Origin of the sequence: Haemophilus sp. HN_Hi16 (genome assembly GCF_049823435.1) — a bacterium.
In the GTDB taxonomy this organism is placed as follows: Bacteria; Pseudomonadota; Gammaproteobacteria; order Enterobacterales; family Pasteurellaceae; genus Haemophilus; species Haemophilus influenzae_D.
This window is the reverse complement of record NZ_CP187500.1, coordinates 1477462-1502312: the sequence shown is the minus strand read 5'-3', so window position 1 is coordinate 1502312 and position 24851 is coordinate 1477462. Positions and strand designations below refer to the sequence as shown.

23 protein-coding genes, 1 other RNA gene and 4 pseudogenes are annotated in these 24851 nt (G+C 38.5%); 21 read left to right on the top strand and 7 right to left on the bottom strand.

Annotated elements, in window-relative coordinates; genetic code table 11:
* Positions 1-45 precede the first annotated feature (45 nt).
* The 4 genes and pseudogenes from denD to ACPT9C_RS07455 all read left to right on the top strand — a co-directional run.
* On the top strand, positions 46-993 hold the full coding sequence (gene denD / locus ACPT9C_RS07470) for a D-erythronate dehydrogenase (RefSeq protein WP_050847019.1): 948 nt from the start codon (positions 46-48) through the stop codon (positions 991-993).
* An 8-nt stretch (positions 994-1001) separates the two neighbouring features.
* Positions 1002-2468, top strand: coding sequence for a GntP family permease (locus ACPT9C_RS07465; protein WP_050949269.1), 1467 nt, complete (start codon positions 1002-1004; stop codon positions 2466-2468).
* 58 nt (positions 2469-2526) lie between these two features.
* Complete coding sequence (locus ACPT9C_RS07460) at positions 2527-3870, top strand: phospholipase (RefSeq protein WP_050949268.1); 1344 nt, start codon at positions 2527-2529, stop codon at positions 3868-3870.
* A gap of 11 nt (positions 3871-3881) precedes the next feature.
* Positions 3882-4084, top strand: a pseudogene (locus tag ACPT9C_RS07455) (cyclase family protein); the annotation flags it as partial.
* On the opposite strand, the pseudogene ACPT9C_RS07450 reads toward ACPT9C_RS07455, so the two are convergent.
* From ACPT9C_RS07450 to ssrA, 7 genes and pseudogenes are all read right to left on the bottom strand, one after another.
* Positions 4084-4508: pseudogene (locus ACPT9C_RS07450) on the bottom strand (IS1595 family transposase); the annotation flags it as partial. The pseudogenes ACPT9C_RS07455 and ACPT9C_RS07450 overlap by 1 nt on opposite strands.
* A 215-nt stretch (positions 4509-4723) precedes the next feature.
* Positions 4724-5386, bottom strand: a complete 663-nt coding sequence (locus ACPT9C_RS07445; protein ID WP_080358487.1) for a helix-turn-helix domain-containing protein — start codon at positions 5384-5386, stop codon at positions 4724-4726.
* A 77-nt stretch (positions 5387-5463) separates the two neighbouring features.
* A complete protein-coding gene (locus ACPT9C_RS07440; RefSeq protein ID WP_050949267.1) occupies positions 5464-5694 on the bottom strand; it encodes a helix-turn-helix domain-containing protein in 231 nt (76 codons plus the stop codon).
* A gap of 116 nt (positions 5695-5810) precedes the next feature.
* A pseudogene (locus ACPT9C_RS07435) lies at positions 5811-6020 on the bottom strand (helix-turn-helix transcriptional regulator).
* A 243-nt stretch (positions 6021-6263) separates the two neighbouring features.
* A complete protein-coding gene (locus tag ACPT9C_RS07430) occupies positions 6264-7106 on the bottom strand; it encodes a hypothetical protein (RefSeq protein ID WP_050949266.1) in 843 nt (280 codons plus the stop codon).
* 175 nt (positions 7107-7281) lie between these two features.
* A pseudogene (locus ACPT9C_RS07425) lies at positions 7282-8310 on the bottom strand (tyrosine-type recombinase/integrase); the annotation flags it as partial.
* An 80-nt stretch (positions 8311-8390) separates the two neighbouring features.
* Positions 8391-8756: a transfer-messenger RNA gene (gene ssrA / locus ACPT9C_RS07420) on the bottom strand.
* A gap of 172 nt (positions 8757-8928) precedes the next feature.
* Here ssrA and dinB point away from each other — a divergent pair.
* The 17 genes from dinB to aroG all read left to right on the top strand — a co-directional run bounded on the left by dinB (position 8929) and on the right by aroG (position 24835).
* Complete coding sequence (gene dinB, locus ACPT9C_RS07415; RefSeq protein ID WP_423717290.1) at positions 8929-9996, top strand: DNA polymerase IV; 1068 nt, start codon at positions 8929-8931, stop codon at positions 9994-9996.
* 32 nt (positions 9997-10028) lie between these two features.
* Positions 10029-10565 (top strand): elongation factor P hydroxylase, encoded by a 537-nt coding sequence (locus tag ACPT9C_RS07410; protein ID WP_050949264.1) that lies wholly within the window; start codon positions 10029-10031, stop codon positions 10563-10565.
* Positions 10566-10658: 93 nt separating this feature from the next.
* Positions 10659-11741, top strand: coding sequence for a peptide chain release factor 1 (prfA, locus tag ACPT9C_RS07405; RefSeq protein WP_050949279.1), 1083 nt, complete (start codon positions 10659-10661; stop codon positions 11739-11741).
* Positions 11742-11798: 57 nt separating this feature from the next.
* Complete coding sequence (locus ACPT9C_RS07400; RefSeq protein ID WP_050949263.1) at positions 11799-12239, top strand: RDD family protein; 441 nt, start codon at positions 11799-11801, stop codon at positions 12237-12239.
* Entirely contained in the window at positions 12239-13117 is an 879-nt protein-coding gene (gene prmC / locus ACPT9C_RS07395) for a peptide chain release factor N(5)-glutamine methyltransferase (protein ID WP_050949262.1), read from the top strand. Before ACPT9C_RS07400 ends, prmC begins: the two co-directional genes overlap by 1 nt.
* Positions 13117-13920, top strand: coding sequence for a SirB1 family protein (locus tag ACPT9C_RS07390; protein ID WP_050949261.1), 804 nt, complete (start codon positions 13117-13119; stop codon positions 13918-13920). Before prmC ends, ACPT9C_RS07390 begins: the two co-directional genes overlap by 1 nt.
* 14 nt (positions 13921-13934) lie before the next feature.
* Complete coding sequence (gene kdsA / locus ACPT9C_RS07385; protein WP_005654784.1) at positions 13935-14789, top strand: 3-deoxy-8-phosphooctulonate synthase; 855 nt, start codon at positions 13935-13937, stop codon at positions 14787-14789.
* 58 nt (positions 14790-14847) lie between these two features.
* Positions 14848-15795, top strand: coding sequence for a 2-hydroxyacid dehydrogenase (locus ACPT9C_RS07380; RefSeq protein WP_050949260.1), 948 nt, complete (start codon positions 14848-14850; stop codon positions 15793-15795).
* Positions 15795-16976 carry a lipoprotein-releasing ABC transporter permease subunit gene (locus tag ACPT9C_RS07375; protein WP_050949259.1) on the top strand — a complete coding sequence of 394 codons (1182 nt, stop codon included), beginning with the start codon at positions 15795-15797 and terminating at the stop codon, positions 16974-16976. Before ACPT9C_RS07380 ends, ACPT9C_RS07375 begins: the two co-directional genes overlap by 1 nt.
* A gap of 21 nt (positions 16977-16997) precedes the next feature.
* On the top strand, positions 16998-18287 hold the full coding sequence (bioA, locus tag ACPT9C_RS07370; protein ID WP_050949278.1) for an adenosylmethionine--8-amino-7-oxononanoate transaminase: 1290 nt from the start codon (positions 16998-17000) through the stop codon (positions 18285-18287).
* Between the two features lie 8 nt (positions 18288-18295).
* A complete protein-coding gene (gene bioF, locus ACPT9C_RS07365) occupies positions 18296-19438 on the top strand; it encodes an 8-amino-7-oxononanoate synthase (protein WP_050949258.1) in 1143 nt (380 codons plus the stop codon).
* 9 nt (positions 19439-19447) lie between these two features.
* The gene (locus ACPT9C_RS07360; protein WP_118879829.1) at positions 19448-20095 is read left to right on the top strand and encodes a pimeloyl-ACP methyl esterase BioG family protein; all 648 of its coding nucleotides are present in this window, start codon (positions 19448-19450) and stop codon (positions 20093-20095) included.
* Entirely contained in the window at positions 20083-20865 is a 783-nt protein-coding gene (gene bioC, locus ACPT9C_RS07355) for a malonyl-ACP O-methyltransferase BioC (protein WP_050949256.1), read from the top strand. The genes ACPT9C_RS07360 and bioC overlap by 13 nt, the downstream gene beginning before the upstream one ends.
* Positions 20866-20873: 8 nt before the next feature.
* Positions 20874-21515, top strand: a complete 642-nt coding sequence (bioD, locus tag ACPT9C_RS07350; protein WP_050949255.1) for a dethiobiotin synthase — start codon at positions 20874-20876, stop codon at positions 21513-21515.
* Between the two features lie 81 nt (positions 21516-21596).
* The gene (lolD, locus tag ACPT9C_RS07345) at positions 21597-22280 is read left to right on the top strand and encodes a lipoprotein-releasing ABC transporter ATP-binding protein LolD (protein WP_005693575.1); all 684 of its coding nucleotides are present in this window, start codon (positions 21597-21599) and stop codon (positions 22278-22280) included.
* Positions 22280-23530, top strand: coding sequence for a lipoprotein-releasing ABC transporter permease subunit LolE (lolE, locus tag ACPT9C_RS07340; protein ID WP_050949277.1), 1251 nt, complete (start codon positions 22280-22282; stop codon positions 23528-23530). Before lolD ends, lolE begins: the two co-directional genes overlap by 1 nt.
* A gap of 216 nt (positions 23531-23746) precedes the next feature.
* Positions 23747-24835: a 3-deoxy-7-phosphoheptulonate synthase AroG gene (gene aroG, locus ACPT9C_RS07335; RefSeq protein WP_050949254.1), complete on the top strand. Its 1089-nt coding sequence runs from the start codon at positions 23747-23749 to the stop codon at positions 24833-24835.
* The last annotated feature ends 16 nt before the right edge of the window (positions 24836-24851 follow it).

The following is a 24851-nucleotide window of genomic DNA, read 5'->3' as shown; positions in this document are numbered from 1 at the left end:
ATTTAACTGCGGTTTTAAAAACATATATTATCTAAGGAGGATACAATGAAAGTTGTAATTACTGGTGGACAAGGGTTCTTAGGACAACGTTTAGCCAAAACGCTATTAGCCCAGAATGATGTTCATATTGATGATTTAATTTTAATTGATGTTGTTAAGCCTATTGCGCCAAATAATGATCCTCGTGTTCGATGTTATGAAATGGATTTACGTTATCCAACAGGATTAGATGAATTAATTACTGAAGAAACGGATGCTATTTTTCATTTAGCAGCTATCGTAAGTAGTCATGCAGAACAAGATCCTGATTTAGGTTATGAAATTAATTTCTTAGCAACACGAAATATCCTTGAAATTTGTCGCAAAAATAATCCTAAAGTGCGGTTTATTTTCTCTAGTTCTTTAGCCATATTTGGTGGAGAACTACCTGAAACTATTTTAGACAGTACAGCATTCACACCGCAATCTACCTATGGTACACAAAAAGCAATGTGTGAATTGCTGATTAATGATTACTCACGAAAAGGTTTTGTAGATGGTATTGTTATTCGTTTACCAACCATTTGTATTCGACCAGGCAAACCAAACAAAGCTGCATCCTCATTTGTTAGCAGTATTATGCGTGAACCTCTACATGGGGAGGATGCTGTGTGTCCCGTATCGGAAGAATTACGTTTATGGTTATCTAGCCCAAATACAGTAGTTGCAAACTTTATTCATGCTTTACAACTTCCATCACTTCCATTGCGTAGTTGGCATACTATTAATCTTCCAGGGTTTAGTGTTACCGTAAAACAAATGTTATCTGATCTCACTCAAGTAAAAGGTGAAGCAATTTTAGAACATATTAAATTTGAGTTTGATGAAAGCATTAACAATATCGTTGCTAGTTGGCCTGCAAGAATTGATAACACCCAGGCATTAGCTCTTGGTTTCAAAGTGGATAGCAATTTCCAAAATGTTATCCAACAGTTTATTGAATATGATATGTAGGAGGCACTATGTTTGGCTTACCTATTCCAATTATTGGATTATTAATCGCTGTATTTGTTCTCGTTTTTCTCGTCTTAAGAACGCGAGTTCATGCTTTCATCGCAATGCTAATTGCAGCTTCAATTGCGGGTTTAGTAGGTGGTATGTCAGCTGATGAAACCTTAAATTCCATCACAAAAGGATTTGGTGGCACACTAGGTAGTATTGGGATTGTTATCGGACTTGGTGTAATGATGGGTAGCGTCTTAGAAGTTTCTGGTGCGGCAGAAAAAATGGCATATAGTTTTATCAAAATGCTAGGTCAGAAAAAAGAAGAATGGGCATTAGCCATTACAGGTTACGTAGTGAGTATTCCAATTTTCGTAGATTCTGCATTTGTTATCCTTTATCCAGTAGCAAAAGCTCTCGCAAAAAATGGTAAACGCTCATTATTAACTCTAGGCGTTGCTTTGGCTGGTGGCTTGGTTGTGACACACCACACCGTTCCACCAACACCAGGTCCATTGGGAGTAGCTGGGTTATTTGGTGTAGATATTGGTGCAATGTTACTCACTGGAGTGTGTATGGCTGTCTTGCCTGTTGTAGGAATAGTTCTGTATGCTAAATGGTTAGATAAAAAATACCCTAACTTTAATCAAGAAGTGTTCACGGAAGAAGAATTAAAACAAAAATATGATAGTTATATTGAAAGTCGTGAGAAAAAAGAACTTCCTAGTTTAGGGCTTTCTTTACTACCAATTGTATTACCAATAATATTAATCTTTATTAAAGCAGTTGTACATTTATTCGTTAAAGATGTACCTGAAGCATTGACAAGTATACCTTATCAAATCGTTTCATTCCTTGGTCACCCTGTTATTGCTTTAGCATTAAGCGTATTAATTTCTGTTTACACATTATTACCAAAAGCCGATAAAAATACGACTGCACTTCATCTTGAAGAAGGTGTTAAAACAGCTGGTATTATCTTATTAGTAACAGGTGCGGGTGGTGCATTAGGTGCGGTATTACGCGATAGTGGTGCTGGAAAACAATTAGCAGAACAGATCGCAAACTTACCTATTTCACCAATTTTAATTCCATTTATCGTATCGACTTTAGTGCGTTTTATTCAAGGTTCAGGTACGGTTGCAATGATTACCGCTGCTTCAATTTCAGCCCCAATCCTTACGCAAATACCCGGTGTCAATATGCTATTGGCCGCTCAAGCTGCTACCATGGGATCGCTTTTCTTTGGTTATTTCAATGATAGTTTATTCTGGGTGGTTAACCGTATGATGGGAATTAATGATGTGAAAAAACAAATGGTCGTTTGGTCTGTACCAACCACGATTGCTTGGGGGATTGGTGGTATTTCAGTAATTCTTGCTAACTTGATTTTTGGCAACGATGGCTCTGTATTTGATCTACTTTTCCCTGTTGTCGTGTTAGCCAGCATTTTATTCTATATCAAACTTCAGAATAAAAATCTCTAAGCCAGAAAATATCCCCATGATAAAAATATTATGGGGATTTCATTTTAAGGAGAATATGATGTTAAAAAAAATATGCATTCTACTTTCTCTTCTAGCAGCATTTCATGTTTTGGCTCAAGATAAGGTTTTTAAAAATATAAAACCAATTCAAGTAACACTTTTAGCTGAAATCACCGCACAAGGTCAAAAGGTTAATGCTGTAGCATTAGAATATGAAGATAATATACTTTCAGGTTCTGATCTTCGAAAAACTTATCAAATTTCTACCGCACTTAATGGAGAAGAATTTATACCACGTACTATTTTACGTGCTTATGTAAATAATGAACCAACATTATCTGCTCAACCTAAAATAGGTAAATTTGTCATTATTGAATTAGATAATCAAGACAAGAATGCCGATCTTTATAGCCTTAAGACTGAAAATAATCAATCTATGCAATTCAAAGGAAGAGATAAAGATGGTAATGTGATTGTGATTGAGAAAAAACAAATCAACAAAGTCCCTCAATATTATGGTGAAAAGTTAATTTATCAAATTAATCAAATTGGGTATTTGAAACTGACTAATGGTAAAACCTTAGATAAAATCCAGCTAATGCAACCTGCTATTTTGGAGCATGTTAAAACACCTTGGCTTGATCAATTTGCAGTGAAAAGTGTTTATTTGAAAGATAAAGCTAATTTTCTAAATTACAGAATTTTTACACCACATTTTGAAACAGGAAAAACTTATCCTTTAACCATTTTTCTTCATGGTTCAGGGCAAGTAGGGGCGGATAATATAGCACATTTGCTTTCAAGTAAGGGCGCTATTTCAACCTTACAATATGAAGAAGGTGTCGTGTTAGCACCGCAATATCAAAGTGTTTTTGATCCTTTTGATGATATTACAAAAGGGCATCAAGGTGGTATCCATTGGCAAACGGAAAACCGTCGAGATCTTGTATTAAAAATAATTGATGAAACTTTAATGCAATATCCACAAATTGATAAAACACGTATTTATTTAGTGGGATTATCTCGTGGTTCTGAAGGTGCAGTAAAACTCTTATTAACTCGACCGCACTTTTTTGCTGGTGCATTATTAATGAGTGGGCGTGAAGCTTATACGTATGAATGGGTCGATGGTAATGCAACAAAAGAAAATCTTTCTTCCATTAAGGATATCCCTATGTGGTTCTTCCACAGCAAAGAAGATAAAATCTCTCCAGTTGAAGGCTCACGAATTAACGTAAACATCCTGAAAGAGCTTCATGCACCAAATGTCAAATATACTGAATTTACTACAGAAAAAGTGGGTGACAATGGTATTGCAAATGATAATGCGCATAATACATGGGATGCGGTATTTAACAGCCCTGAAGTGATACAATGGTTATTACACCAAAAACGTAGATAAGGAAATCAATGATGTTTATATATTTATCACACCCATTAGATCCAAATGATTTAGATTGACCTGACGAACCTGTCGTTGAAGTAATACGTTGTACTGATATAAATGAGATAATACCATTTAGCAGTTTTATCTCTAAAATACCAAATCATTGCGGTACACATATGGATGCGGACGCTACTTTGTAAAAGATGGTTTAAGTATCAATGAATTGCCAACATCAAGAGCATCATAGCTTCGATAAGTATCGGTATAAACCCTGCTATCAGGCTTGATTTTTCTAACAATAACAGGCATTAATGTCTCTGTTCTGGTATTTTCTACCACCACCGTAAATACTTTTCCTTGTCGCTTTAACAAACCGAATACAGCAACTTTTCCTGCTGTGCCTCGACCTCGTTTTCCTTTACGATGACTGCCAAAATAGCTTTCATCAAGCTCAATTTGACCATCAACAACCTCATCGGCTTCAAGGGCTAAATGATAGCTAATGACTTCACGAATTTTTCTGTAAAAAAAATCGCTGAATTGGCTTGGATACCGAGTAAATCAGCCGCTGCTCAGGCTGTAATTTCTAATACAAAAAACTCAAGGAGCTTATTTTGTATAAATTTCTTTAATTTACAATGAGTTATATTCATTTTTATAGACTAGCACACTTGCTAATCTACGTCAGCCCCTAAAATAATGCTCTGTTGTGGCTAAGGCATAAAACAACCCCGTGGCTAACCAACCAAGAATCACCGCAGGAGGCGCTGAAGCCAATCGAGTTCATTCGGCTTTTAGGCGGAAAATATAATAAAAGCCGTAAGTCGCTGCTACAAAAACTAAAAATGCTAGAAATCCCGTCATTTTATCACCACTTCTTCATCTTCATCGGCAAACTAAACACCACGCGTCCGTGAATATAGACAGGATCATCCTGTTTTATCTCCCACTCTTTATACTCTTCTTTATTATCAGAAATCGCCCACATTTCACGACCACGTTTTTGCAAGCGTTTAATGAATGTGTGATCATCAAACGTGAACACATAAAGCCCATCGGCACTGAAATAATTTTCTGATACATCGACATAAAGTAAATCGCCGCTTTCCAATGTCGGCGCCATGCTATCGCCTTTCACCGCAATAATTTTTAAATTTTTAGTATCGGTGCGCCCAAATTGGCGACGGAAGAAATCCAAGTCGAACTCTTGCGCCAATAAGCCCTGTTCTGTACGGGTTAAAAACGTACCATTTCCTGCACTGGCTTCAATATCCAAAATTTCTACTCGGATAGTCTTTTTTTCCAAAGGTTCATGCAGATTAACGACGCGCACCGTGTCGTTAGTAAAGCCCAATGCATTTTTCGTTACATCAGGAAATGAACTTATATGATATTCAAACGCACCGCCTTTTATACCTTTGGCTTCGCGCATTTTCCAATTTTCATTTTTTGCCTTGCGAGTGATATTTGTTGCTTGAGCAGGCAATCCATCTAGCCCTTCTAACTCTTTTGCCGAGTACCATTCTTTCATTTTTGATTTCCTCATAAGATTTTTTTAAATCTTTTTTAAATCACATGTTGATTTAGAAAAGATTTAGTTATAATATCTCAATTTTCGTGAAGTACATACACGCCAACGCGGTGGGGTAAGCCAGTGCTGTCGCTTTCTTTGCGGTAAAAAGTATCAATATGAAAGCCTTTATCTCTAAGTTCCTTAATTCGTGCAGGTGGGAAGTAAATTCCCAGCTCCCGTAGTTCGTTAGTACTATGTGGGCGTGCATGTAAGCACTGTAGAATGAACTTCTGTTGTTCATAAACGCTAGTTGTATTGATTGCCATAATTCCGCCTTATGCTGCAGGTTTGAAACTACCAAGCCATGCCATCACATCGGCATAACGCCAACGTGAAGAACGACCGATTTTTACTGGTGGTGGAAATAATCATTAATGCCCTCCTATGTTCTTGCTTCTGCCAGTTTGGCAATGTAAGAGTTGATTTCACTTTCTAGATAACCGACTGAATTAACCTCTAATTGAATTTTCTTTGGAAAGTTAGGACGATAATGCTTCTATTTAGGGTTTTGCCAATCGGCAAAGGTGGATTTGCTTACGCCTAACATTTTCATGGTCTCAAGGCGGCGGATAATGCGATCTGATTGATTCATTGTGTTTACTCCGTACTGGTTGGGATGGTTAAAGCCGTTTCGGGTTTCGTTGTGTCGGAGTGGATTGTAGAAAAGTGAAAATATTGAATCATCGCAACGAAAAAGATATTTTCGTTACGAAAAATAGGATTGATTTTTAAGGATTTTTAGCAGATATGAAAAACGCCCTGAAATGGGCGTTGGTGGATTATGGTTTTATTCGCTTGTTGGCATTAGCAAAATACTCTTCAATTGTGCGTTGCTCTAAACCTTGTGTTGTTCTAGAATCTTGTCGGTAATTTCGTTTTGCGTCCATTTTCTTCTATCATTTTTAACCGCAAGAAGAACTTCACCTAATAAATAAAGTGCGTTATCTAAGGTTAGTTTATTGTTAGGATTGGCAGATAACGCATTGTGCTTATTTAGCAATTCTCTATACGCATTACGACCTTTTTCTAATCGTTCTTCAGCGTCTTGTTGGCTTGCTTTAGACTGTTGCAGTTGAATAGATAAAGATTGCATTGCTAAATCTTGATCTCTAATTTGACTTTCTTTAGATGATAATTTTGTATGTAGTTCATTCACTTTTGCTTGTAGATTCGTATTTTCAGCTAGGAATTTTTGATATTCTTTGCTCATTCGTTCATATTCTTCTAAATTTACTACATTTTTTAATTCCTCATCGTGAAAAATTGTTTTAGGTCGATCGTTTGGATAGTTTTCAGAAATAAAATTTTTTAAATCAGCTATCCAAAAGTGCCTACGATCATAAGCAACGTGATCTATAATTGGGCTTCCGTTAGTATTCTTTTTAACATTGCCTAGATGATCAATAACGACCTCTCCACCTTCTCCGTGCTCTCTAACTGCTCTTAATCGACCTTCATTAATTGCACGGTTAATTATTCTTGTTTTTTTCTCTAAGCAAGGTATATAAGGGTGAGAATAAATACTTTGAGATATTCTTGATAGTAAATTAACTTCTTCTGATAAATCTTCAAATTTTACACCACACCATAATAGAGCCGCTTCTGGTAATGGGATAACTTCATAATCAATAATAGAACATTCAGGACGAGAATTATAATATTGTTGGGTTTTAGCCATTTTTTAACGTCCCTTAACGTTGCCCTTATTAGTAGAAGTGCGACAAATAGCAATAAGGGTTACTATCTTTCGGTTCGGTTAATTACGCCGCACCTAGTCGCACCAATTCTTTAAATTATCAAACAGTAAAACGCCGTCAAAATCGACCGCACTTTACTTCATGTTTTATCAGTCTCTAAGCCACAATCTTCAAGTGAAATTGCGGCAAAGTGCCTTGTGAGGATTGTTCTACAAAATCCGCCCATGCCTGTAATAGCTTAAATCGCTGTTCTAATTTCTCCCCTCTGTCATAGGCAGTTTTTACTCGGTCTGAATTGAGGTGCGATAGTGCCACTTCAATCAAATCACTATTAAAGCCCTGATCGTTTAAATAGGTGCTAGCGATACTGCGTAAACCGTGCGCTACCAATTTACCGGCATAACCCATTCGCTTAATCGCGGCATTTGCCGTTTGCGTATTAACGTGGGATTGCGGGTTCTTTACACTGGGGAATAGGTAAGTTTTTCCGCCACTCAATTTTTTAATTTGTCCTAACAGGGCTAAGGCTTGCCGTGATAACGTGATTCTATGTTCAATGCCGCGCTTCATTTGCTCTGCCGGAATCGTCCATATTCTGTTTTTCTCGTCAATATCCGCCCATTTCGCCGTAGCCGCTTCGTTCGGTCTTGTCATGGTGAGCAGTTGCCATAAAATCAAATAACGCGTCTGTAAGTGAATCTGAGCGTTTTGTAGCGTGAACATAAATTCGCTTAAATCCTCAGGCTTAAGGGTTTTAAAATGTTCAACCGTTGGGCTGTCAAATTCCTTTGCGATATTTGCCGTTGGATTAAAAGAGATCAATTCTCAGTGTAGGGCATAAGTGATGATTTCGTTATGCTTCTGAATCGTCCGTTTGAGTTTTTCTAAATGCCCTTCGTCTTGATACTGCTTAAATGCCTTTAATGCCATTGACGCGGTAATTTGGGAAATAGGCAAATGGCCAAAGTGCGGCAATAAGCAACGATTGATCAGACTTATAACGTCTTTTTGATAATTATCTGAAAAGTTCTTTTTGGTTTTGCGATACTCAAGCCACGCCCACGCCACCGCCTCATAGGTATTATTCAACTCATTTTGTTTCGCTTGTTCTTGCTGTTGGCGATAGATTGCCGGATCGATATTCTGCGCAAGTAAAGATAAATACTCCTCTCTAATTGCTCTTGCGCTTAGGATATAAAAAAGCCCTTGAAGTCAATATTCTCAAGGGCTTTTAGGATTTGATAAGTTTGCTTTGGATTGTTATTTGGTGGAGCTGGGGGGAGTTGAACCCCCGTCCGAAATTACTCTACCTTCAGTACTACACGTTTAGTCTCGTCTTTAATTTCACTTAAGCATGCGGACAGACACGCTAAACTTAAGCTAGTTTGATTCAATTTAGTGCTTCGATCCTCAAACGGTGGCTTCCACACGATCTCGTTTTGGTTTGACTCCGCGTTATCCCCGTCTTACGAGCGGAAGCTAGGGCGCGAAGGCTAAATGCAGGTTATTAAGCTGCTAAAGCGTATTGTTCGTCGTTTGCGACTATTTTTTTGCGGTTTATTTACGAGGCCTACCGCACCTCGACGTGCACCTTGGGCTTCGCTAATCCCGTCGAATCCAGAATCAGCCCCAAAATCGTGCCCTAGTCTAACAAAAAAAGAAAGGTAGGGAAAGTTGAGATTGATTGAATTGCTGCGTTAAAGGGCATTTATAAAAGATTAAATTGCTAGGTTATTAATTTTAATGTATATTTAAACAGTTGTTTGCTTGATTAATATTAGAAAAAATTTAACCGCACTTTTTATGTTGCAAGATAAAAAAATTATTCACATTGATATGGATTGTTTTTACGCATCGATTGAGATTCGTGAAAATCCTAATTTGCTGGGAAAGCCTGTTGCTGTAGGTGGTTCTTCTCGTCAGCGTGGTGTATTAACAACTTGTAATTATGAGGCGAGAAAATTTGGTTTGCATAGCGCAATGCCTACGGCTCAAGCCATAAAAAAGTGTCCTAATCTCATTCTTGTGCCTGTGAATATGACGTTGTATAAACAAGTTTCGGCACAAATTCATCAAATCTTCCAGCGTTATACCGATATTATTGAACCACTTTCTTTAGATGAAGCTTATTTAGATGTCACGCACTGCCAAAAATGTTCAGGCTCTGCGACTTGGATCGCACAAGAAATCCGCCAAGCAATTTTTTATGAGTTGAATTTAACTGCCTCCGCAGGTGTGGCGCCTTTAAAATTCCTTGCCAAAATTGCTTCGGATATGAACAAACCTAATGGGCAATTTGTGATTAAGCCGAATGAAGTCGAGGAATTTATTAAAACCTTACCTTTAAAGAAAATTCCTAGCGTAGGTAAAGTAACATCACAACGATTACTCGATATGGGATTAGAAACTTGTGCTGACATTCAAAATTTTGATCAAATTGTCTTATTAAACCAATTTGGTAAAGCGGGTAAACGTATTTGGGATTTTAGCCACGGCATTGATGATCGTGAAGTACAGGCCCATCGTGAATGTAAATCAGTCGGCGTAGAACAGACGTTGATTAAAAATATTCACACAATTGAGCAAGCTTCAGCCTTATTGAATAATCTTTATCAAGAGCTAATTCGTCGCCTTGAGCGTGTTAGCCGTAATATACCCTTATCTGCATTTCGTAAAATTGGCGTAAAGCTTAAATTTGAAGATTTTCAAGTAACAACTTTGGAGAAAACAGGTTTGCCCCTTTCTTTGGAGAGTTTTCAGCAATTACTTCCCCAAATTTTTATGCGAGCAAAAGGGCGATCGATTCGTTTGATTGGGTTACATGTCAATTTACCCGAAGAAAATAAACAAGAACAAATGAGCCTCTGGTGATATAATCTCACAGTTTTTTAGGAGTCGATAGAATGGAACATAAATTAGAAGATATTATTGCAATTTTTAATCAATGTTTTGAAGATGAATACAACACTCGCTTAGTCAAAGGCGGTGAAGAACCCATTTATTTACCCGCAAATGATGACGTGCCTTATAACGCGATTTATTTTGCGCGAGGCTTTTACTGCAGTGCATTGCACGAAATTGCCCATTGGTTAGTGGCAGGCAAAGAACGCCGTAAACTAGAAGATTTTGGTTATTGGTATGAGCCAGATGGACGTTCAGAAGAACGTCAGCGTGATTTTGAAAAAGTTGAAGTGAAACCGCAAGCATTAGAGTGGATTTTGGCGACTGCGGCTGGTTTTCGTTATTTTGTCAGTGCGGATAATTTGAATGGCAATCCGGGCGATACACAGCCTTTTAAACAAGCCGTGTATGAGCAAGTGAAAACGTATGTAGAAAAAGGCTTACCAAAACGAGCGGAAACATTACGCTATGCTCTTGCTATGTTTTATGCTACAGAAGATCGTATTGATTTAAGTAAATTTGATGTGACGCGTATTTAAAAAACGGAGATTTTTAACTGCGCTTTTAACACTGTCAATTTTCCCTAAAATCGGCTAGAATACGCCGATTTTATTTTCGGTGACTTATAAATGATGAAAGATTCCATTATTGCAAAATTAGAAAGTTTAAAAGAACGTTATGAGGAGCTAGAAGCCTTATTAGGCGATGTTTCTGTAATTAGTGATCAGGATAAATTCCGTGCGTATTCTAAAGAATATTCGCAACTTGAAGAAGTCGTGAAATGTTTTAATCGTTGGACGCAATTAAATCAAAATATTGAAGAGGCTGAAATATTGCTCGACGATCCTGAAATGAAAGAAATGGCGCAAATGGAACTCGAAGAATCCAAAGCGGAAATTGAAGAAGTGGAACAGCAACTTCAAATTCTTTTATTGCCGAAAGATCCTAATGATGAATATAACTGCTATTTAGAAATCCGTGCGGGAACTGGCGGTGATGAAGCGGGTATTTTTTCTGGTGATTTATTCCGTATGTATAGCCGTTATGCAGAAAGTAAACGCTGGCGTGTAGAAATGCTCAGTGCTAACGAAAGTGAGCAAGGCGGTTATAAAGAGGTGATCGTAAAAGTAAGTGGCGAAGGTGTGTATGGTCAGTTAAAGTTTGAGTCTGGCGGTCATCGTGTGCAACGCGTACCAAAAACAGAATCACAAGGTCGTATCCACACTTCTGCTTGTACCGTTGCGGTAATGCCAGAATTGCCGGAATCTGAAATGCCAGAAATTAATCCTGCGGATTTGCGTATTGATACTTATCGCTCATCAGGCGCTGGTGGTCAGCACGTAAATACAACGGATTCAGCAGTGCGTATTACACACATTCCAACAGGTATTGTGGTGGAATGTCAGGATGAACGTTCACAGCACAAAAATAAAGCGAAAGCAATGTCAGTATTAGCGTCACGTATTGTTCAGGCAGAGCAAGAACGCCAAGCTGCAGAACAAACAGATATGCGTCGTAACTTATTAGGTTCGGGCGATCGTTCTGATAAAATTCGTACATATAATTATCCGCAAGGTCGAGTGACTGATCATCGTATTAATCTCACTATTTACCGTTTAGATGAAGTAATGAATGGTAAAATTGATGAATTGATTCAGCCGATTATTACCGAATATCAAGCGGATCAATTGGCGGCATTGTCTGAACAGAATTAATGAATGATAGGGGGAGTCTGGTCTCAGATGCCCCCTTTAACTTTAAAGGAAAATAAAATGATTATTGAAAATCAAAAAGATGCGGAGTTTTCTTCTGCTTTCCAGCCATCTCAACCCACTCAAGCCAGCCGTTTTAAACGCTGGCTTGCGAGTATGATTAATGGGCTTGTGCTTTGGGTGATGGTTGGTCTCGGTTTTGCATTGGGGGATTTTGCCGGTGTTGTCGGAACGATTGTATATGCTGGTTTTCAGTTATATTTCATGAAAACTTATGGTCAAACAATGGCAAAACGCTGGTTAGGCTTGCGTGTATTTAATTATCATACCAATCAGCCTGTTGAATTTGGTAAATACATCGGTCGCGAAATTATTGATATTTTATTGGCGTGGACGAGTTTCTTATTGATTATTAGCGGTATTGTTGCACTGGTGCGAGATGACCGCCGTTCTTTAACTGATTTAGTGGTTGGCACGATTGTGTTAAAAGACGAAAATTAATGAATTATAAAGAATGGCTGGCACAAGCGAAGGCGGATTTAGCTCAAAAAAATCCCTCTGAAAATAGTAAAATTGATGTGCTTGTGCTTCTTCAATATGCTACTGGCAAACCGCGTACGCAAATCCTTGCTTTTGATGATACTGAGATTGATGAAAAAGTGCGGTTAAAATTGACCGCACTTTTAGATCGCCGTTTAAACGGAGAACCTATTGCCTACATTCTTGGCGAAAAAGAATTTTGGTCATTGCCATTAAATGTCTCAAAAAGCACCTTAATTCCACGACCAGATACAGAAGTATTGGTGGAAAAGGCATTACAAATTTCTTTGGAAAAACTGGAACAAAATCCACCGCACTTTCGTATTCTTGATCTTGGAACAGGCACAGGCGCTATCGCGTTAGCATTAGCCTCGGAGCTTTCCTCTATTTGTCAAAAACGACAAATTTCATTAGAAATCATTGGTGTGGATCTTATGCCCGATGTTGTGGCGTTAGCCAAATCTAATGCGGAAAGAAATCAGCTAAATGTAGAATTTTTGCAGAGCCGTTGGTTTGAAAATATAACAGGGCAGTTTGATCTTATCGTCAGCAACCCACCTTATATTGATGCTCAAGATGAACATTTATGTCAAGGCGATGTGCGTTTTGAACCTCTTTCTGCATTAGTTGCCAATAATGCGGGTTATGCTGATTTACGTTATATTATTGAATCAGCACCGAATTATTTGAATTTTAATGGAGCATTATTGCTTGAACACGGATGGCAACAAGGCGAAAAAGTGCGGTCAATTTTCCAAGAAAATCATTGGGAAATGGTTGAAACCGTGCGTGATTATGGCGACAATGAGCGCGTCACTTTAGGTTTTTGGAAGAAGTAATGAAATATTATCGACGTGCGTTATACGATAAATTTGTGCATTTTTATCTTGTTATCTCTGATGATGGCAGTTTAGAAGCACAACTTCGGGGAAAAATGGGTGGGCTTGTGCGTAAAGCACGTAAAGAAATTTCGCCAGATTGGTCGAAAGAAGAGCAGATTCATCATTTGCTACAACTATTTTACGGCGATTGGGGCTTTTGTTGCGATCCAGAAGCGTATTTCTATGCACGTAATTTATATTTGCCCTATGTCCTCGAGTATCGTCAAGGAATGCCAGTGACTCTTGGGGCAATTGTGCTTTATTTAGCTGAGGCATTGGATTTACCTATTTATCCAGTAAATTTCCCAACACAGCTAATTCTACGTGCTGAGGTCAGAGATGAAGTGGCTTTTATTGATCCTTGGGATGGCACTTATATCTCACAAGAAAAATTGCAACAACTTTATGAAGGTGCATTTGGGTTTGGGGCGAAAATTCAACCCGAAGAACTTGATAGAGCCGATCTTTCTTTACTTTATTCTCGCTTTGAGCAACTGGCGAAAAATGCGCTTATTCGTGAAGAGCATAACGATATGGCATACTACTATATTAAGAATTTAATGATTACTGATGCTGAAAATCCTTATCATATCCGTGACCGCGGTTTGGTTTTAGCTCAGATGGGGGCTTATCCTTCAGCATTGAAAGATTTAGAATTTTTTGTGGAACATTGTCCAAAAGATCCAACGGCGGCATTTATCCGCACGCAACTTTTAGAACTTAAAGGCGAAATTAATAAAGATACTTTTCCCCTCCATTGATTTAAGGAAAATTTATGCAAAATAAAATTGTAAAAATTGGTAATATTGATGTTGCAAACGACAAACCTTTCGTGCTTTTTGGCGGAATGAATGTCCTTGAAAGCCGTGATATGGCAATGCAAGTGTGCGAAGCTTATGTGAAAGTGACAGAGAAACTTGGCGTGCCTTATGTATTTAAAGCTTCTTTTGACAAAGCGAATCGTTCGTCTATTCATTCTTACCGTGGCCCAGGAATGGAAGAAGGCTTAAAAATTTTCCAAGAATTAAAAGATACGTTCGGGGTAAAAATTATTACCGATGTACACGAAATCTATCAATGTCAGCCTGTTGCTGATGTTGTAGATATTATTCAACTTCCCGCCTTTTTGGCGCGTCAAACAGATCTCGTTGAAGCGATGGCAAAAACAGGCGCTGTAATTAATGTGAAAAAACCACAATTTTTAAGCCCTGGTCAAATGGGTAATATTGTGGAAAAAATCGAAGAATGTGGTAACGATAAAATTATTCTTTGTGATCGTGGTACAAATTTTGGTTACGATAATTTAATTGTGGATATGCTTGGCTTTAGCGTAATGAAAAAAGCCTCTAAGGGTAGCCCTGTTATTTTTGATGTAACCCATTCACTTCAATGCCGTGATCCATTTGGGGCAGCATCAAGTGGTCGTCGTGCGCAAGTAACGGAACTCGCACGTTCAGGTTTAGCTGTCGGCATTGCAGGTTTATTCTTAGAAGCGCATCCAAATCCAAATCAAGCGAAATGTGATGGCCCATCAGCGTTACCACTTTCTGCTCTTGAAGGTTTTGTGTCTCAAATGAAAGCCATTGACGATTTAGTAAAATCTTTCCCAGAATTGGATACTTCAATTTAAATTTCATCAAAAGTGCGGTTAATTTTGACCGCACTTTGTATATAAAAAGGAGCAATTAATGAAAATCGTATTTTTAGATAGCACGGCTATTCCTAAACATATTTCAATTCCTCGCCCAAGTTTTGAACATACTTGGACTGAATATGATCATACGTCTTCTGCCGAAACCATTGAACGATCGAAAGATGCGGACATTGTTATTACCAGCAAAGTCATTTTTGATCGAGAAACGTTAAAACAATTACCCAAGTTAAAGTTAATTGCGATTACTGCAACAGGTACAAATAATGTTGATCTTGTGGCTGCCGAAGAAATGGGCATTGCTGTGCGTAATGTGACAGGTTATTCCAGCACGACAGTACCAGAACATGTTATGGGATTAATTTTCGCTTTAAAACATAGTTTAGCTGGTTGGTTACGCGATCAAAGGGAAGCAAAATGGTCGGAAAGTAAACAATTTTGTTATTTTGATTATCCCATTACAGATGTGCGTGGTTCAACATTGGGCGTATTTGGTAAAGGTTGTTTGGGGACAGAAGTTGGGCGTTTGGCGAATGCCGTGGGAATAAAAGTACTTTATGCAGAACATAAGGATGCTACTGTTTGCCGTGAAGGTTATACGCCCTTTGATGAAGTATTAAAACAAGCGGATATTGTGACGTTGCATTGCCCATTAACGGAAACAACAAAGGATTTAATTAATGCAGAAACCTTATCTAAAATGAAAAAAGGTGCATTTTTGATTAATACAGGGCGTGGGCCTTTGATTGATGAAGTTGCTTTAGTTGATGCGTTAAAAACGAGGCATTTAGGCGGAGCGGCTTTGGATGTAATGGTAAAAGAGCCACCAGAAAAAGATAATCCGTTAATTTTAGCCGCAAAAACAATGCCTAATTTAATTATCACACCACATATTGCTTGGGCGAGTGATAGTGCGGTAACAACATTAGTTGGCAAAGTAATGCAAAACATTGAAGAATTTGTACTGCAATTAAATCAAAAATAATGAATTTCCCTATTTCCTTTTATATTGCGCTACGTTATTGGCGTGCGAAAAGTGCGGATCGTTTTGGGCGATTAGTCACAAATCTTGCAAGTTTGGGGATTGTGCTGGGAGTTATGGCGTTGATCATTGTGCTTTCTGTGATGAATGGTTTAGAGAATTACCAAAAACAACAGGTGTTATCTTCCATTCCTCACGCAATTGTCAGTGAAGATCAGCCTATTTCTACGGAAAAAACGCTAGAAAATTTACCGCACTTTGTCCAAAAAGCCGTGCCGATCAATACAACAAATGTGATTTATCAAACGACAAAAGGCGTGAGCGCAGGACAAATTATAGGTATTCAATCATTTTCTGATGATCCTTTGGTTGATTCTTTTGATCAGGCTAAATTTAATGAAATTTTGCCTAGTGGAGAGTTTAAACTGGTCATTGGCGATCAACTGGCACAAAAACTGGGCGTGAATGTTGGGGATAAAATCCGTTTGATGATTACGGAAAATAGCCAATATACACCATTCGGTCGGGTGCCAATGCAGCGTTTATTTACGGTTAGCGATATTTATTATGATTATGGCGAAGCATCTGGTTACGAAGCCTTTGCTAATATTACAGATATTGGTCGCTTAATGCGTATTCAACCTCAGCAAGCGCAGGGATATCGTTTATTTCTGAATGATCCGTTCCAAATTACAGAACTCCCACAACATTTCCCGACACAAAAAATCACAGATTGGCGTGTGCAAAAAGGCGAATTTTTCCAAGCAGTGAGAATGGAAAAAAATATGATGGGTTTGCTGATTAGTTTGATTATTATCGTGGCGATTTCCAATATTGTCACCTCTTTAAGTTTGATGGTGGTGGATAAACAAGGGGAAATTGCGATTTTGCAAACTCAGGGCTTAACAAAATCCCAAGTTCGTTCGGTGTTTATTTATCAAGGATTACTGGTGGGATTTGTTGGCACATTGCTCGGTGCTATTTTGGGTGTTTTAGTTACCTTGAACTTAACAGAGATTGTAAGTGCGGTAAATCCTCAAGGTGTTTTTTTACCGACAGAATTATCCTTTGTTCAAATGATTTTTGTCATTGGATTTTCGCTGTTACTTTCCTTGCTTTCAACCCTTTATCCTGCTTATCGAGCTGCGAAAGTAGAACCTGCCGCTACCTTGCGATACGAATAAGTTTTTAATGGTAAATAAATGATGGATGAACAATCACTTTTAGCTTTTGATACACAACATATTTGGCATCCTTATTCTTCAGTTTCTTCTGATATGCCGCTTTATGCGGTGGAACGTGCCGATGGCGTGATGATAACTTTAAAAGATGGTCGTCGTTTGATTGATGGTATGTCCTCTTGGTGGGCGGCGTTGCATGGTTATAATCATCCTCGTTTAAATGCGGCTGCACAGAATCAGTTGGCAAAAATGAGCCATATTATGTTTGGCGGATTTACCCATGACCCTGCGGTGGAATTAGCTCAATTATTGGTACAAATTTTGCCCAATGGATTAGATAAGATCTTTTTTGCTGATAGTGGTTCTGTTGCAGTGGAAGTAGCGATGAAAATGGCTATTCAATATCAGCACGCTAAAGGAGAAGTGCAACGACAAAAATTCGCCACTATTCGTTCTGGTTATCACGGCGATACTTGGAATGCAATGTCAGTTTGTGATCCAACCACAGGGATGCATCATTTATTTCATCATAGCTTACCCGTGCAGTATTTTCTTCCTCAACCCAATATTTCATTTAATGAATCTTGGAATGATTGTGTCATTGAACCTTTAGCTGATTTACTTAAGAAAAAAGGTAGCGAAATCGCCGCACTGATTTTAGAACCTGTTGTGCAAGGTGCGGGCGGTATGTATTTTTATTCGCCAACTTATTTAGTGAAAGCGCAAGCGCTTTGTAAACAATATGGTATATTGCTAATTTTTGATGAAATTGCCACAGGTTTTGGCCGTACAGGGAAATTATTTGCAGCCGAGCATGCTGGGATTTCGCCAGATATTATGTGTATCGGTAAAGCATTAACGGGTGGTTATTTAACTTTATCGGCAACCATTACGACCACTGAAATTGCGCAAACTATTTGTAGCGGTGAGGCTAAATGCTTTATGCACGGACCCACCTTTATGGCAAATCCGTTGGCTTGTGCAATTGCAGCGGAATCTATTTGTTTATTGTTAGAAAGCCCTTGGCAGCAAAATATTCAGCGAATTGAGCATTTCTTAAAACAACAGCTTTTGCCTTTAGCTGAAAAAGATTATGTCAAAGAAATTCGCGTATTAGGGGCGATTGGGGTGGTTGAAATGAAAAGTACGGTAAATATGAAAACTTTAGTTCCGCGTTTTGTGGAACAAGGTGTTTGGATTAGACCTTTCGGAAAATTGATTTATGTTATGCCGCCTTTTGTGATTAAAGATGATGAACTTCAGAAATTAACAAAAGGCATGATTCTGGCTTTAACACAGGAATATGAACATTAGGATGAAAAATGGATGCTTTTAAACAGCAACTGGAAAAGCTTAGTGCGCAAAATCAATATCGCTCGATTCCAGACTTAGTTCATCAAGGACGATATATTACGCGGGAAAACCGCAAAATGCTAAATATGTCGTCTAATGATTATTTGGGTTTGGCATCAGATGAAAACTTACGCCGGTCTTTTTTGCAGCAATACGGCGGTAATTTTCCCTCTTTTACCAGTTCTTCATCGCGTTTATTAACGGGCAACTTTCCTATTTATACCGATTTGGAAGAGCTTGTCGCACAACGTTTCCAACGAGAAAGTGCCTTATTGTTCAACAGCGGCTATCACGCCAATCTCGGTATTTTGCCTGCTTTGACGACGACGAAAAGTTTGATTTTGGCAGATAAATTCGTTCACGCCAGTATGATTGACGGCATTCGTTTAAGCCAATGTGAATTCTTTCGTTATCGTCATAATGATTATGAACATCTAAAGAATCTGCTCGAAAAAAATGCTGGAAAATTTGACCGCACTTTTATTGTGACGGAATCTGTTTTTAGTATGGATGGCGATATAGCTGATTTGAATTATCTTGTTCAATTAAAAAAACAGTTTCCCAATACTTATCTTTATGTGGATGAAGCCCACGCAATCGGTGTTTATGGGCAAAACGGATTGGGGATTGCCGAACGGGATAATCTGATTGCCGAGATTGATTTATTGGTCGGCACTTTCGGTAAAGCATTAGCCTCGGTGGGGGCGTATGCCGTCTGCAACCAAGTATTGAAAGAATGTTTGATTAATCAAATGCGCCCATTGATTTTTTCAACCGCATTGCCGCCGTTTAATGTGGCTTGGACTCATTTTATTTTTGAACGATTACCACAATTTTCAAAAGAAAGAACTCATCTTGAGCAGTTAAGTGCATTTTTACGCCAAGAAGTGGAGCATAGAACGCAAATAATGCCAAGCCAAACTTGCATCGTTCCTTATATTTTAGGCGAGAACGAAGTAACCCTTGCTAAGGCGAAAACTCTGCAAGAGCAAGGTTATTATTGCTTGCCAATTAGACCACCGACAGTACCAAAAGGTACATCCAGAATACGATTATCTTTGACGGCAGATATGACAATAGATGAAGTAAAACAGTTTGTGGCATGCTTATAAGGAAATAATGTGAAAACGAAATTTTATGATCATCAAGGTGAGCATTTAATAGTTTATTTTGCTGGCTGGGGGACACCTCTTGATGCGGTGGCTCATTTGATTTTGCCAACAGATCATGATTTATTAATTTGCTACGATTATCAAGATTTGAAGTTAGATTTTGATTTTTCTGCCTATCAGCAAATTCGTGTAGTGGCATGGTCAATGGGCGTTTGGGCGGTAGAGAGGGCATTGCAAGGAATAAGATTAAAATCCGCAACGGCAGTGAATGGCACGGGCTTGCCTTGTGATGACAATTTTGGCATTCCTTATGCCGTTTTTAAAGGCACATTGGAGAACCTCACGGAAAATACCCGTTTAAAATTTGAACGCAGAATCTGTGGCGATAAAGCATCTTTTGAAGATTACCAACAATTTTCCGCCCGTCCGTTTGACGAAATTCATCAAGAACTTACCACACTTTTTGCGATGATCGGGCAAGATAGACGTACAGATCTTATCCGCTGGACAAATGCCTTGGTCGGATCGGGCGATAAAATTTTTATGCCTGCCAATCAGCACCGATATTGGACACCGCGTTGCACCGTTCGGGAAATTGACGGCGGACATTACCTGTTTTCAAGATTCACCCATTGGTCGGCACTATGGAATCACTGACTGCCATAAATAAATCGCGCATTCGGCAGGCTTTCCAAAAAGCATTAAACGATTATGACCGGCACGCCTTAATCCAACAAAAAATGACGATTAATTTAATGGCGCATTTGCAAGATTATTTGCCGGATATGCCATTGGAAAACGTATTGGAATTGGGCTGCGGTTCAGGAATGTTGAGTGCCTTGCTGCAAAAACAGATTTCAGCGGATTATTGGTTATTTAATGATTTGTGCGATGTGCAGACCCAATTGGCTGAAAAACTGCCGCAATCCTTTGATTTTTATTGCGGTGATGCGGAAAACTTTCCTTTTCAACGACAATTTGACTTAATCGCAAGCGCATCTGCCGTGCAATGGTTTCATCAACCCGAGGCTTTTATCCCCCATTGCAAAACAGGCTTGAAAGCAAACGGATTATTGGCGGTTGCGACCTTTGGCGAAGACAATTTAAAAGAAGTCCGCCAAATCACAAATATAGGCTTAAATTACCCGACTTTATCCCAATGGCAGGCTTGGTTAGCCAAAGATTTTGAGCTTTTATGGTGTGAGGATTTTAAGGTAATACTAGACTTTGATACGCCGTTAGATGTACTCAAACACCTTAAATATACAGGCGTAACAGCCACGAACCAAAAAAATTGGACAAGAAAAAATCTCAATGGATTTATTGACGATTACTTGTCGGCGTTCAGTATGCCGTCGGGCAAAGTGCGCCTGACTTATCATCCGTTATTTTTTATCGCACGCTATTCTGCGGCGGACAGACAATAAGGCAGCTTATGGGCAAAGTTATTTTTATATCGGGGATTGATACTGATGTGGGTAAAACAGTGGCAACAGGGATTTATGCTAAAAAGTTGATGGAACAAGGCTTTTCCGTGATTACACAAAAAATGATTCAAACAGGTTGTAAAAATATCGCTGATGATTTGCTTGTGCATCGAAAGATTCAAGGGATTGATTTAACGGAAGAAGATTTACAAGGCAAAACCTGCCCTTATGTTTTTGAATATCCTTGTTCGCCACATTTAGCTGCAAAGCGAGAAAGTAGAAAAATTGATGCAAAAATCATTGAAAGATCCACCGCACTTTTGGCAGAAAAATATGATTATGTGTTGCTGGAGGGCGCTGGTGGGTTAATGGTTCCCTATTGCGAGGAAGCGACGACGCTAGATTATATTCAGTCAAATAATTACCCTTTGATTTTAGTCACATCGGGAAAATTAGGCAGTATAAACCACACATTATTAAGTTTAGAGGCTTGTCGTACTCGTGGTATTTCAGTATTAAGTGTAATGTATAACGGTTACCCAGAATATGATCCTATTATTAGTCAAGAAACCCAACGCTATTTAAAAGGTTATCTTGAAAAACATTTTTCTGAAACAGGATTTGAATGCTTTGGGTGTATTGAAATTTAAGCTCAAGGAAAAGTGTGATAGACTCGCGCAAGTTTTTGATGGGATTATCTGCCGCTAAAGTGCGGTTAAAACGAGTAAAAAATGAATAACTATTTATTAAAATGCGAAAACATCAATAAATTTTATCAAGAGGGCGAAAATCAAACGCAAGTGTTAAAAGGTGTTTCTTTTTCTATGGAACCTGCAGAGTTGGTTGCGATTGTAGGAAGCTCAGGTTCAGGGAAAAGTACTTTATTGCATACTTTAGGGGGACTTGATCAGCCAAGTAGTGGGGAAGTGTTTATTAATGGACAATCTTTGCAAAAAGCATCGGCTAATGAATTAGCTGCTTTGCGTAATCGTTATTTAGGATTTGTGTATCAATTCCATCATTTAATGGCGGATTTTACCGCACTTGAAAATGTGATGATGCCGATGTTGATTGGTCATCAAAATAAAACAGAAGCAAAAGATCGTGCCGAAAAAATGCTAAGTGCGGTGGGATTAAGCCATAGAATTACCCATCGTCCTTCTGCACTTTCTGGTGGGGAACGTCAGCGTGTGGCGATTGCACGTGCTTTAGTGAATAATCCATCGTTAGTTTTGGCGGATGAGCCAACAGGGAATCTCGATCACAAGACCACTGAAAGCATTTTTGAGCTGATTCAACAACTTAATCAAGAACAAAATATCGCCTTTTTATTAGTCACTCACGATATGGGGCTTGCGGAAAAATTATCACGCCGTTTGGTTATGCAAGATGGTCTTTTGAAGGAAGGTGCATGATGAATACGCCGTTTTTTATTAGCTGGCGTTATCAACGTGGCAAGCAAAAAAATCCTTTGGTTGCGTTAATTGCAAAATTTTCTGCAATTGGTATTGCACTGGGCGTTGCAGTTTTAATTGTTGGCTTAAGTGCGATGAATGGGTTTGAGCGTGAGCTTAATCAACGGATTTTGGCAGTCGTGCCGCATATTGAGATTTTTTCTGCGCCTCAAGCGAAAGATCCCACAATTCATCATTGGCAAAATTTAGAAAAACGCTTACAACAAAATCCACAAATTAAAGGCATTTCTCCTTTTGTGAGTTTTACTGCATTAGTAGAAAATGGCTCGAAATTGAAAGTTGTTCAGGTCAAAGGTGTTGAAAAACAAGCAGAAGATAAGGTAAGTTCAATTGGTAATTTTGTACAAGAGCAAGGTTGGAACAAATTTGAGAAAGAAGGCGGATTAGTCTTGGGATCGGGTATCGCTAAAGAACTTGATGTAAAAGTAGGGGATTGGATTACCTTACTTATTTCTCAGCAAAACGGCGATGAACAATTTACTCAACCAACTCGTGAGCCAGTGCAAGTTACCGCTATTTTACGCTTAGATGGTCAGCTTGATTATAGTTATGCCTTATTGCCGCTTGCTCAAGCACAAACGTTTTTAACTTATCAACCAGATCAAATTACAGGTGTTGAATTGAAATTAGATGATCCTTTTTCTGTGAGAAATCTGGATTTATCAATGCTTAATGATTATCCGCAGATGCTATATATGCAAAATTGGATTAGTAAATTTGGTTATATGTATCGAGATATTCAGCTTATTCGAACTGTGATGTACATCGCAATGGTGCTTGTGATTGGTGTGGCGTGTTTTAATATTGTTTCTACACTGATTATGGCAGTAAAAGATAAGCAAGGCGATATAGCCATTATGCGTACGCTTGGAGCGAATAACGCTTTCATCAAATGTATTTTTATTTGGTATGGCTTACAGGCAGGAATGAAAGGTTGCTTAATTGGAATTGTGCTAGGCATTATACTTGCATTAAATCTTACCACTTTTATTCAAGGTATTGAGTGGATTATCGGTAAGAAATTATTATCGGGCGATGTGTATTTTGTGGATTTTTTGCCAAGCGAGTTACATTGGTTGGATGTTTTGATGGTTTTAATCGCTGCACTTGCCTTGAGTTTAATTGCGAGCCTTTATCCAGCAAGCCGAGCCGCTAAATTACAACCTGCACAAGTATTAAGTAGTCATTAATTCTGTGAGTACCGTACAAAAGTGCGGTATTTTTTTATCTTTTATTTACTTAATTATTTCGGTTTATTCAGCTTGCAAGCAGGTTGTAAAGATAGTTTAATAGGAACTTCGTAGATTTTATTCTAAAAACATAACGAACTAGTTTACTAGTACAAGAAATAAGTGTAGATTAGCTACATAATTTAAATACAACATTTGAAAGCAAGAGAGTGATGTATGGCTAAAGAGAAAATTGAAATTGTCGTGGCAAACGATGATACGCGAATTGAAAAAGTCGATCAGGTGTTACCACCGATTGCCTTATTAGAAAAATATCCAGCGAGTGAATATGCTGCGGCATTAGTGAAGCAAACTCGTCATGAGGCACATAATATTATTCAGGCTAAAGATGAGCGTTTATTAGTTGTAATTGGACCTTGCTCCATTCACGATCCGAAAGCTGCCATTGAATATGCGACTCGTTTAAAACCATTACGTGATAAATATAAAGATAGCCTCGAAATTATTATGCGTGTGTACTTTGAGAAACCGCGTACAACTGTGGGCTGGAAAGGTTTAATTAATGATCCGTATTTAAATGATACTTATCGTTTAAATGATGGTTTACGTATTGCACGGAAATTACTTTCAGATATTAATGATCTTGGTGTGCCTGCTGCGGGCGAGTTTTTAGATATGATTACACCTCAGTATTTGGCTGATTTTATGAGCTGGGGGGCGATTGGGGCTAGAACAACAGAATCACAAGTTCATCGTGAGTTGGCTTCAGGTTTATCTTGTGCGGTTGGTTTTAAAAATGCCACTAATGGCGGAGTAAAGGTTGCTTTAGATGCAATTGGTGCGGCGGAAGCTCCCCACTATTTCTTATCTGTCACTAAATTTGGTCATTCTGCCATTGTTTCTACAAAAGGGAATGAGGATTGCCATATTATTTTACGTGGCGGAGACAAAGGCCCTAACTATAGTGCTGAAGATGTAGAAAAAGTTTGTGCTGATATTGAAAAAACAGGGCGTATTCCACACGTTATGGTTGATTTTAGCCATGCAAACAGCAGTAAACAATATAAAAAACAAATGGAGGTTTGCCAAGATGTGTGTCATCAAATCGCATCTGGTTCTAAACAAATCTTTGGTGTAATGGTGGAAAGTCATTTAGTGGAAGGTCGTCAAGATTTAGTTGATGGCAAAGCACAGACTTACGGACAAAGCATTACGGATGCGTGTATTGGATGGGAAGATTCTGAAAGATTATTACAACAACTTTCTGATGCAGTGATTGCGAGACGTAAAGTGACGAGTAATTAATTGAAATATAATCTAG

Excerpts from the sequence above, each read along its gene's own strand:
- ACPT9C_RS07460 (WP_050949268.1), top strand. The coding sequence starts at position 2,527 with ATGTTAAAAAAAATATGCATTCTACTTTCTCTTCTAGCAGCATTTCAT.
- ACPT9C_RS07410 (WP_050949264.1), top strand. The coding sequence starts at position 10,029 with ATGGAACATAAATTAGAAGATATTATTGCAATTTTTAATCAATGTTTT.
- kdsA (WP_005654784.1), top strand. The coding sequence starts at position 13,935 with ATGCAAAATAAAATTGTAAAAATTGGTAATATTGATGTTGCAAACGAC.
- bioF (WP_050949258.1), top strand. The coding sequence starts at position 18,296 with ATGGATGCTTTTAAACAGCAACTGGAAAAGCTTAGTGCGCAAAATCAA.
- bioA (WP_050949278.1), top strand. The coding sequence starts at position 16,998 with ATGGATGAACAATCACTTTTAGCTTTTGATACACAACATATTTGGCAT.
- ACPT9C_RS07375 (WP_050949259.1), top strand. The coding sequence starts at position 15,795 with ATGAATTTCCCTATTTCCTTTTATATTGCGCTACGTTATTGGCGTGCG.
- ACPT9C_RS07380 (WP_050949260.1), top strand. The coding sequence starts at position 14,848 with ATGAAAATCGTATTTTTAGATAGCACGGCTATTCCTAAACATATTTCA.
- prmC (WP_050949262.1), top strand. The coding sequence starts at position 12,239 with ATGAATTATAAAGAATGGCTGGCACAAGCGAAGGCGGATTTAGCTCAA.
- bioD (WP_050949255.1), top strand. The coding sequence starts at position 20,874 with ATGGGCAAAGTTATTTTTATATCGGGGATTGATACTGATGTGGGTAAA.
- lolE (WP_050949277.1), top strand. The coding sequence starts at position 22,280 with ATGAATACGCCGTTTTTTATTAGCTGGCGTTATCAACGTGGCAAGCAA.
- ACPT9C_RS07390 (WP_050949261.1), top strand. The coding sequence starts at position 13,117 with ATGAAATATTATCGACGTGCGTTATACGATAAATTTGTGCATTTTTAT.
- ACPT9C_RS07400 (WP_050949263.1), top strand. The coding sequence starts at position 11,799 with ATGATTATTGAAAATCAAAAAGATGCGGAGTTTTCTTCTGCTTTCCAG.
- dinB (WP_423717290.1), top strand. The coding sequence starts at position 8,929 with ATGTTGCAAGATAAAAAAATTATTCACATTGATATGGATTGTTTTTAC.
- denD (WP_050847019.1), top strand. The coding sequence starts at position 46 with ATGAAAGTTGTAATTACTGGTGGACAAGGGTTCTTAGGACAACGTTTA.
- prfA (WP_050949279.1), top strand. The coding sequence starts at position 10,659 with ATGAAAGATTCCATTATTGCAAAATTAGAAAGTTTAAAAGAACGTTAT.
- aroG (WP_050949254.1), top strand. The coding sequence starts at position 23,747 with ATGGCTAAAGAGAAAATTGAAATTGTCGTGGCAAACGATGATACGCGA.
- ACPT9C_RS07465 (WP_050949269.1), top strand. The coding sequence starts at position 1,002 with ATGTTTGGCTTACCTATTCCAATTATTGGATTATTAATCGCTGTATTT.
- bioC (WP_050949256.1), top strand. The coding sequence starts at position 20,083 with ATGGAATCACTGACTGCCATAAATAAATCGCGCATTCGGCAGGCTTTC.
- lolD (WP_005693575.1), top strand. The coding sequence starts at position 21,597 with ATGAATAACTATTTATTAAAATGCGAAAACATCAATAAATTTTATCAA.
- ACPT9C_RS07440 (WP_050949267.1), bottom strand. The coding sequence starts at position 5,694 with ATGGCAATCAATACAACTAGCGTTTATGAACAACAGAAGTTCATTCTA.
- ACPT9C_RS07430 (WP_050949266.1), bottom strand. The coding sequence starts at position 7,106 with ATGGCTAAAACCCAACAATATTATAATTCTCGTCCTGAATGTTCTATT.
- ACPT9C_RS07445 (WP_080358487.1), bottom strand. The coding sequence starts at position 5,386 with ATGAAAGAATGGTACTCGGCAAAAGAGTTAGAAGGGCTAGATGGATTG.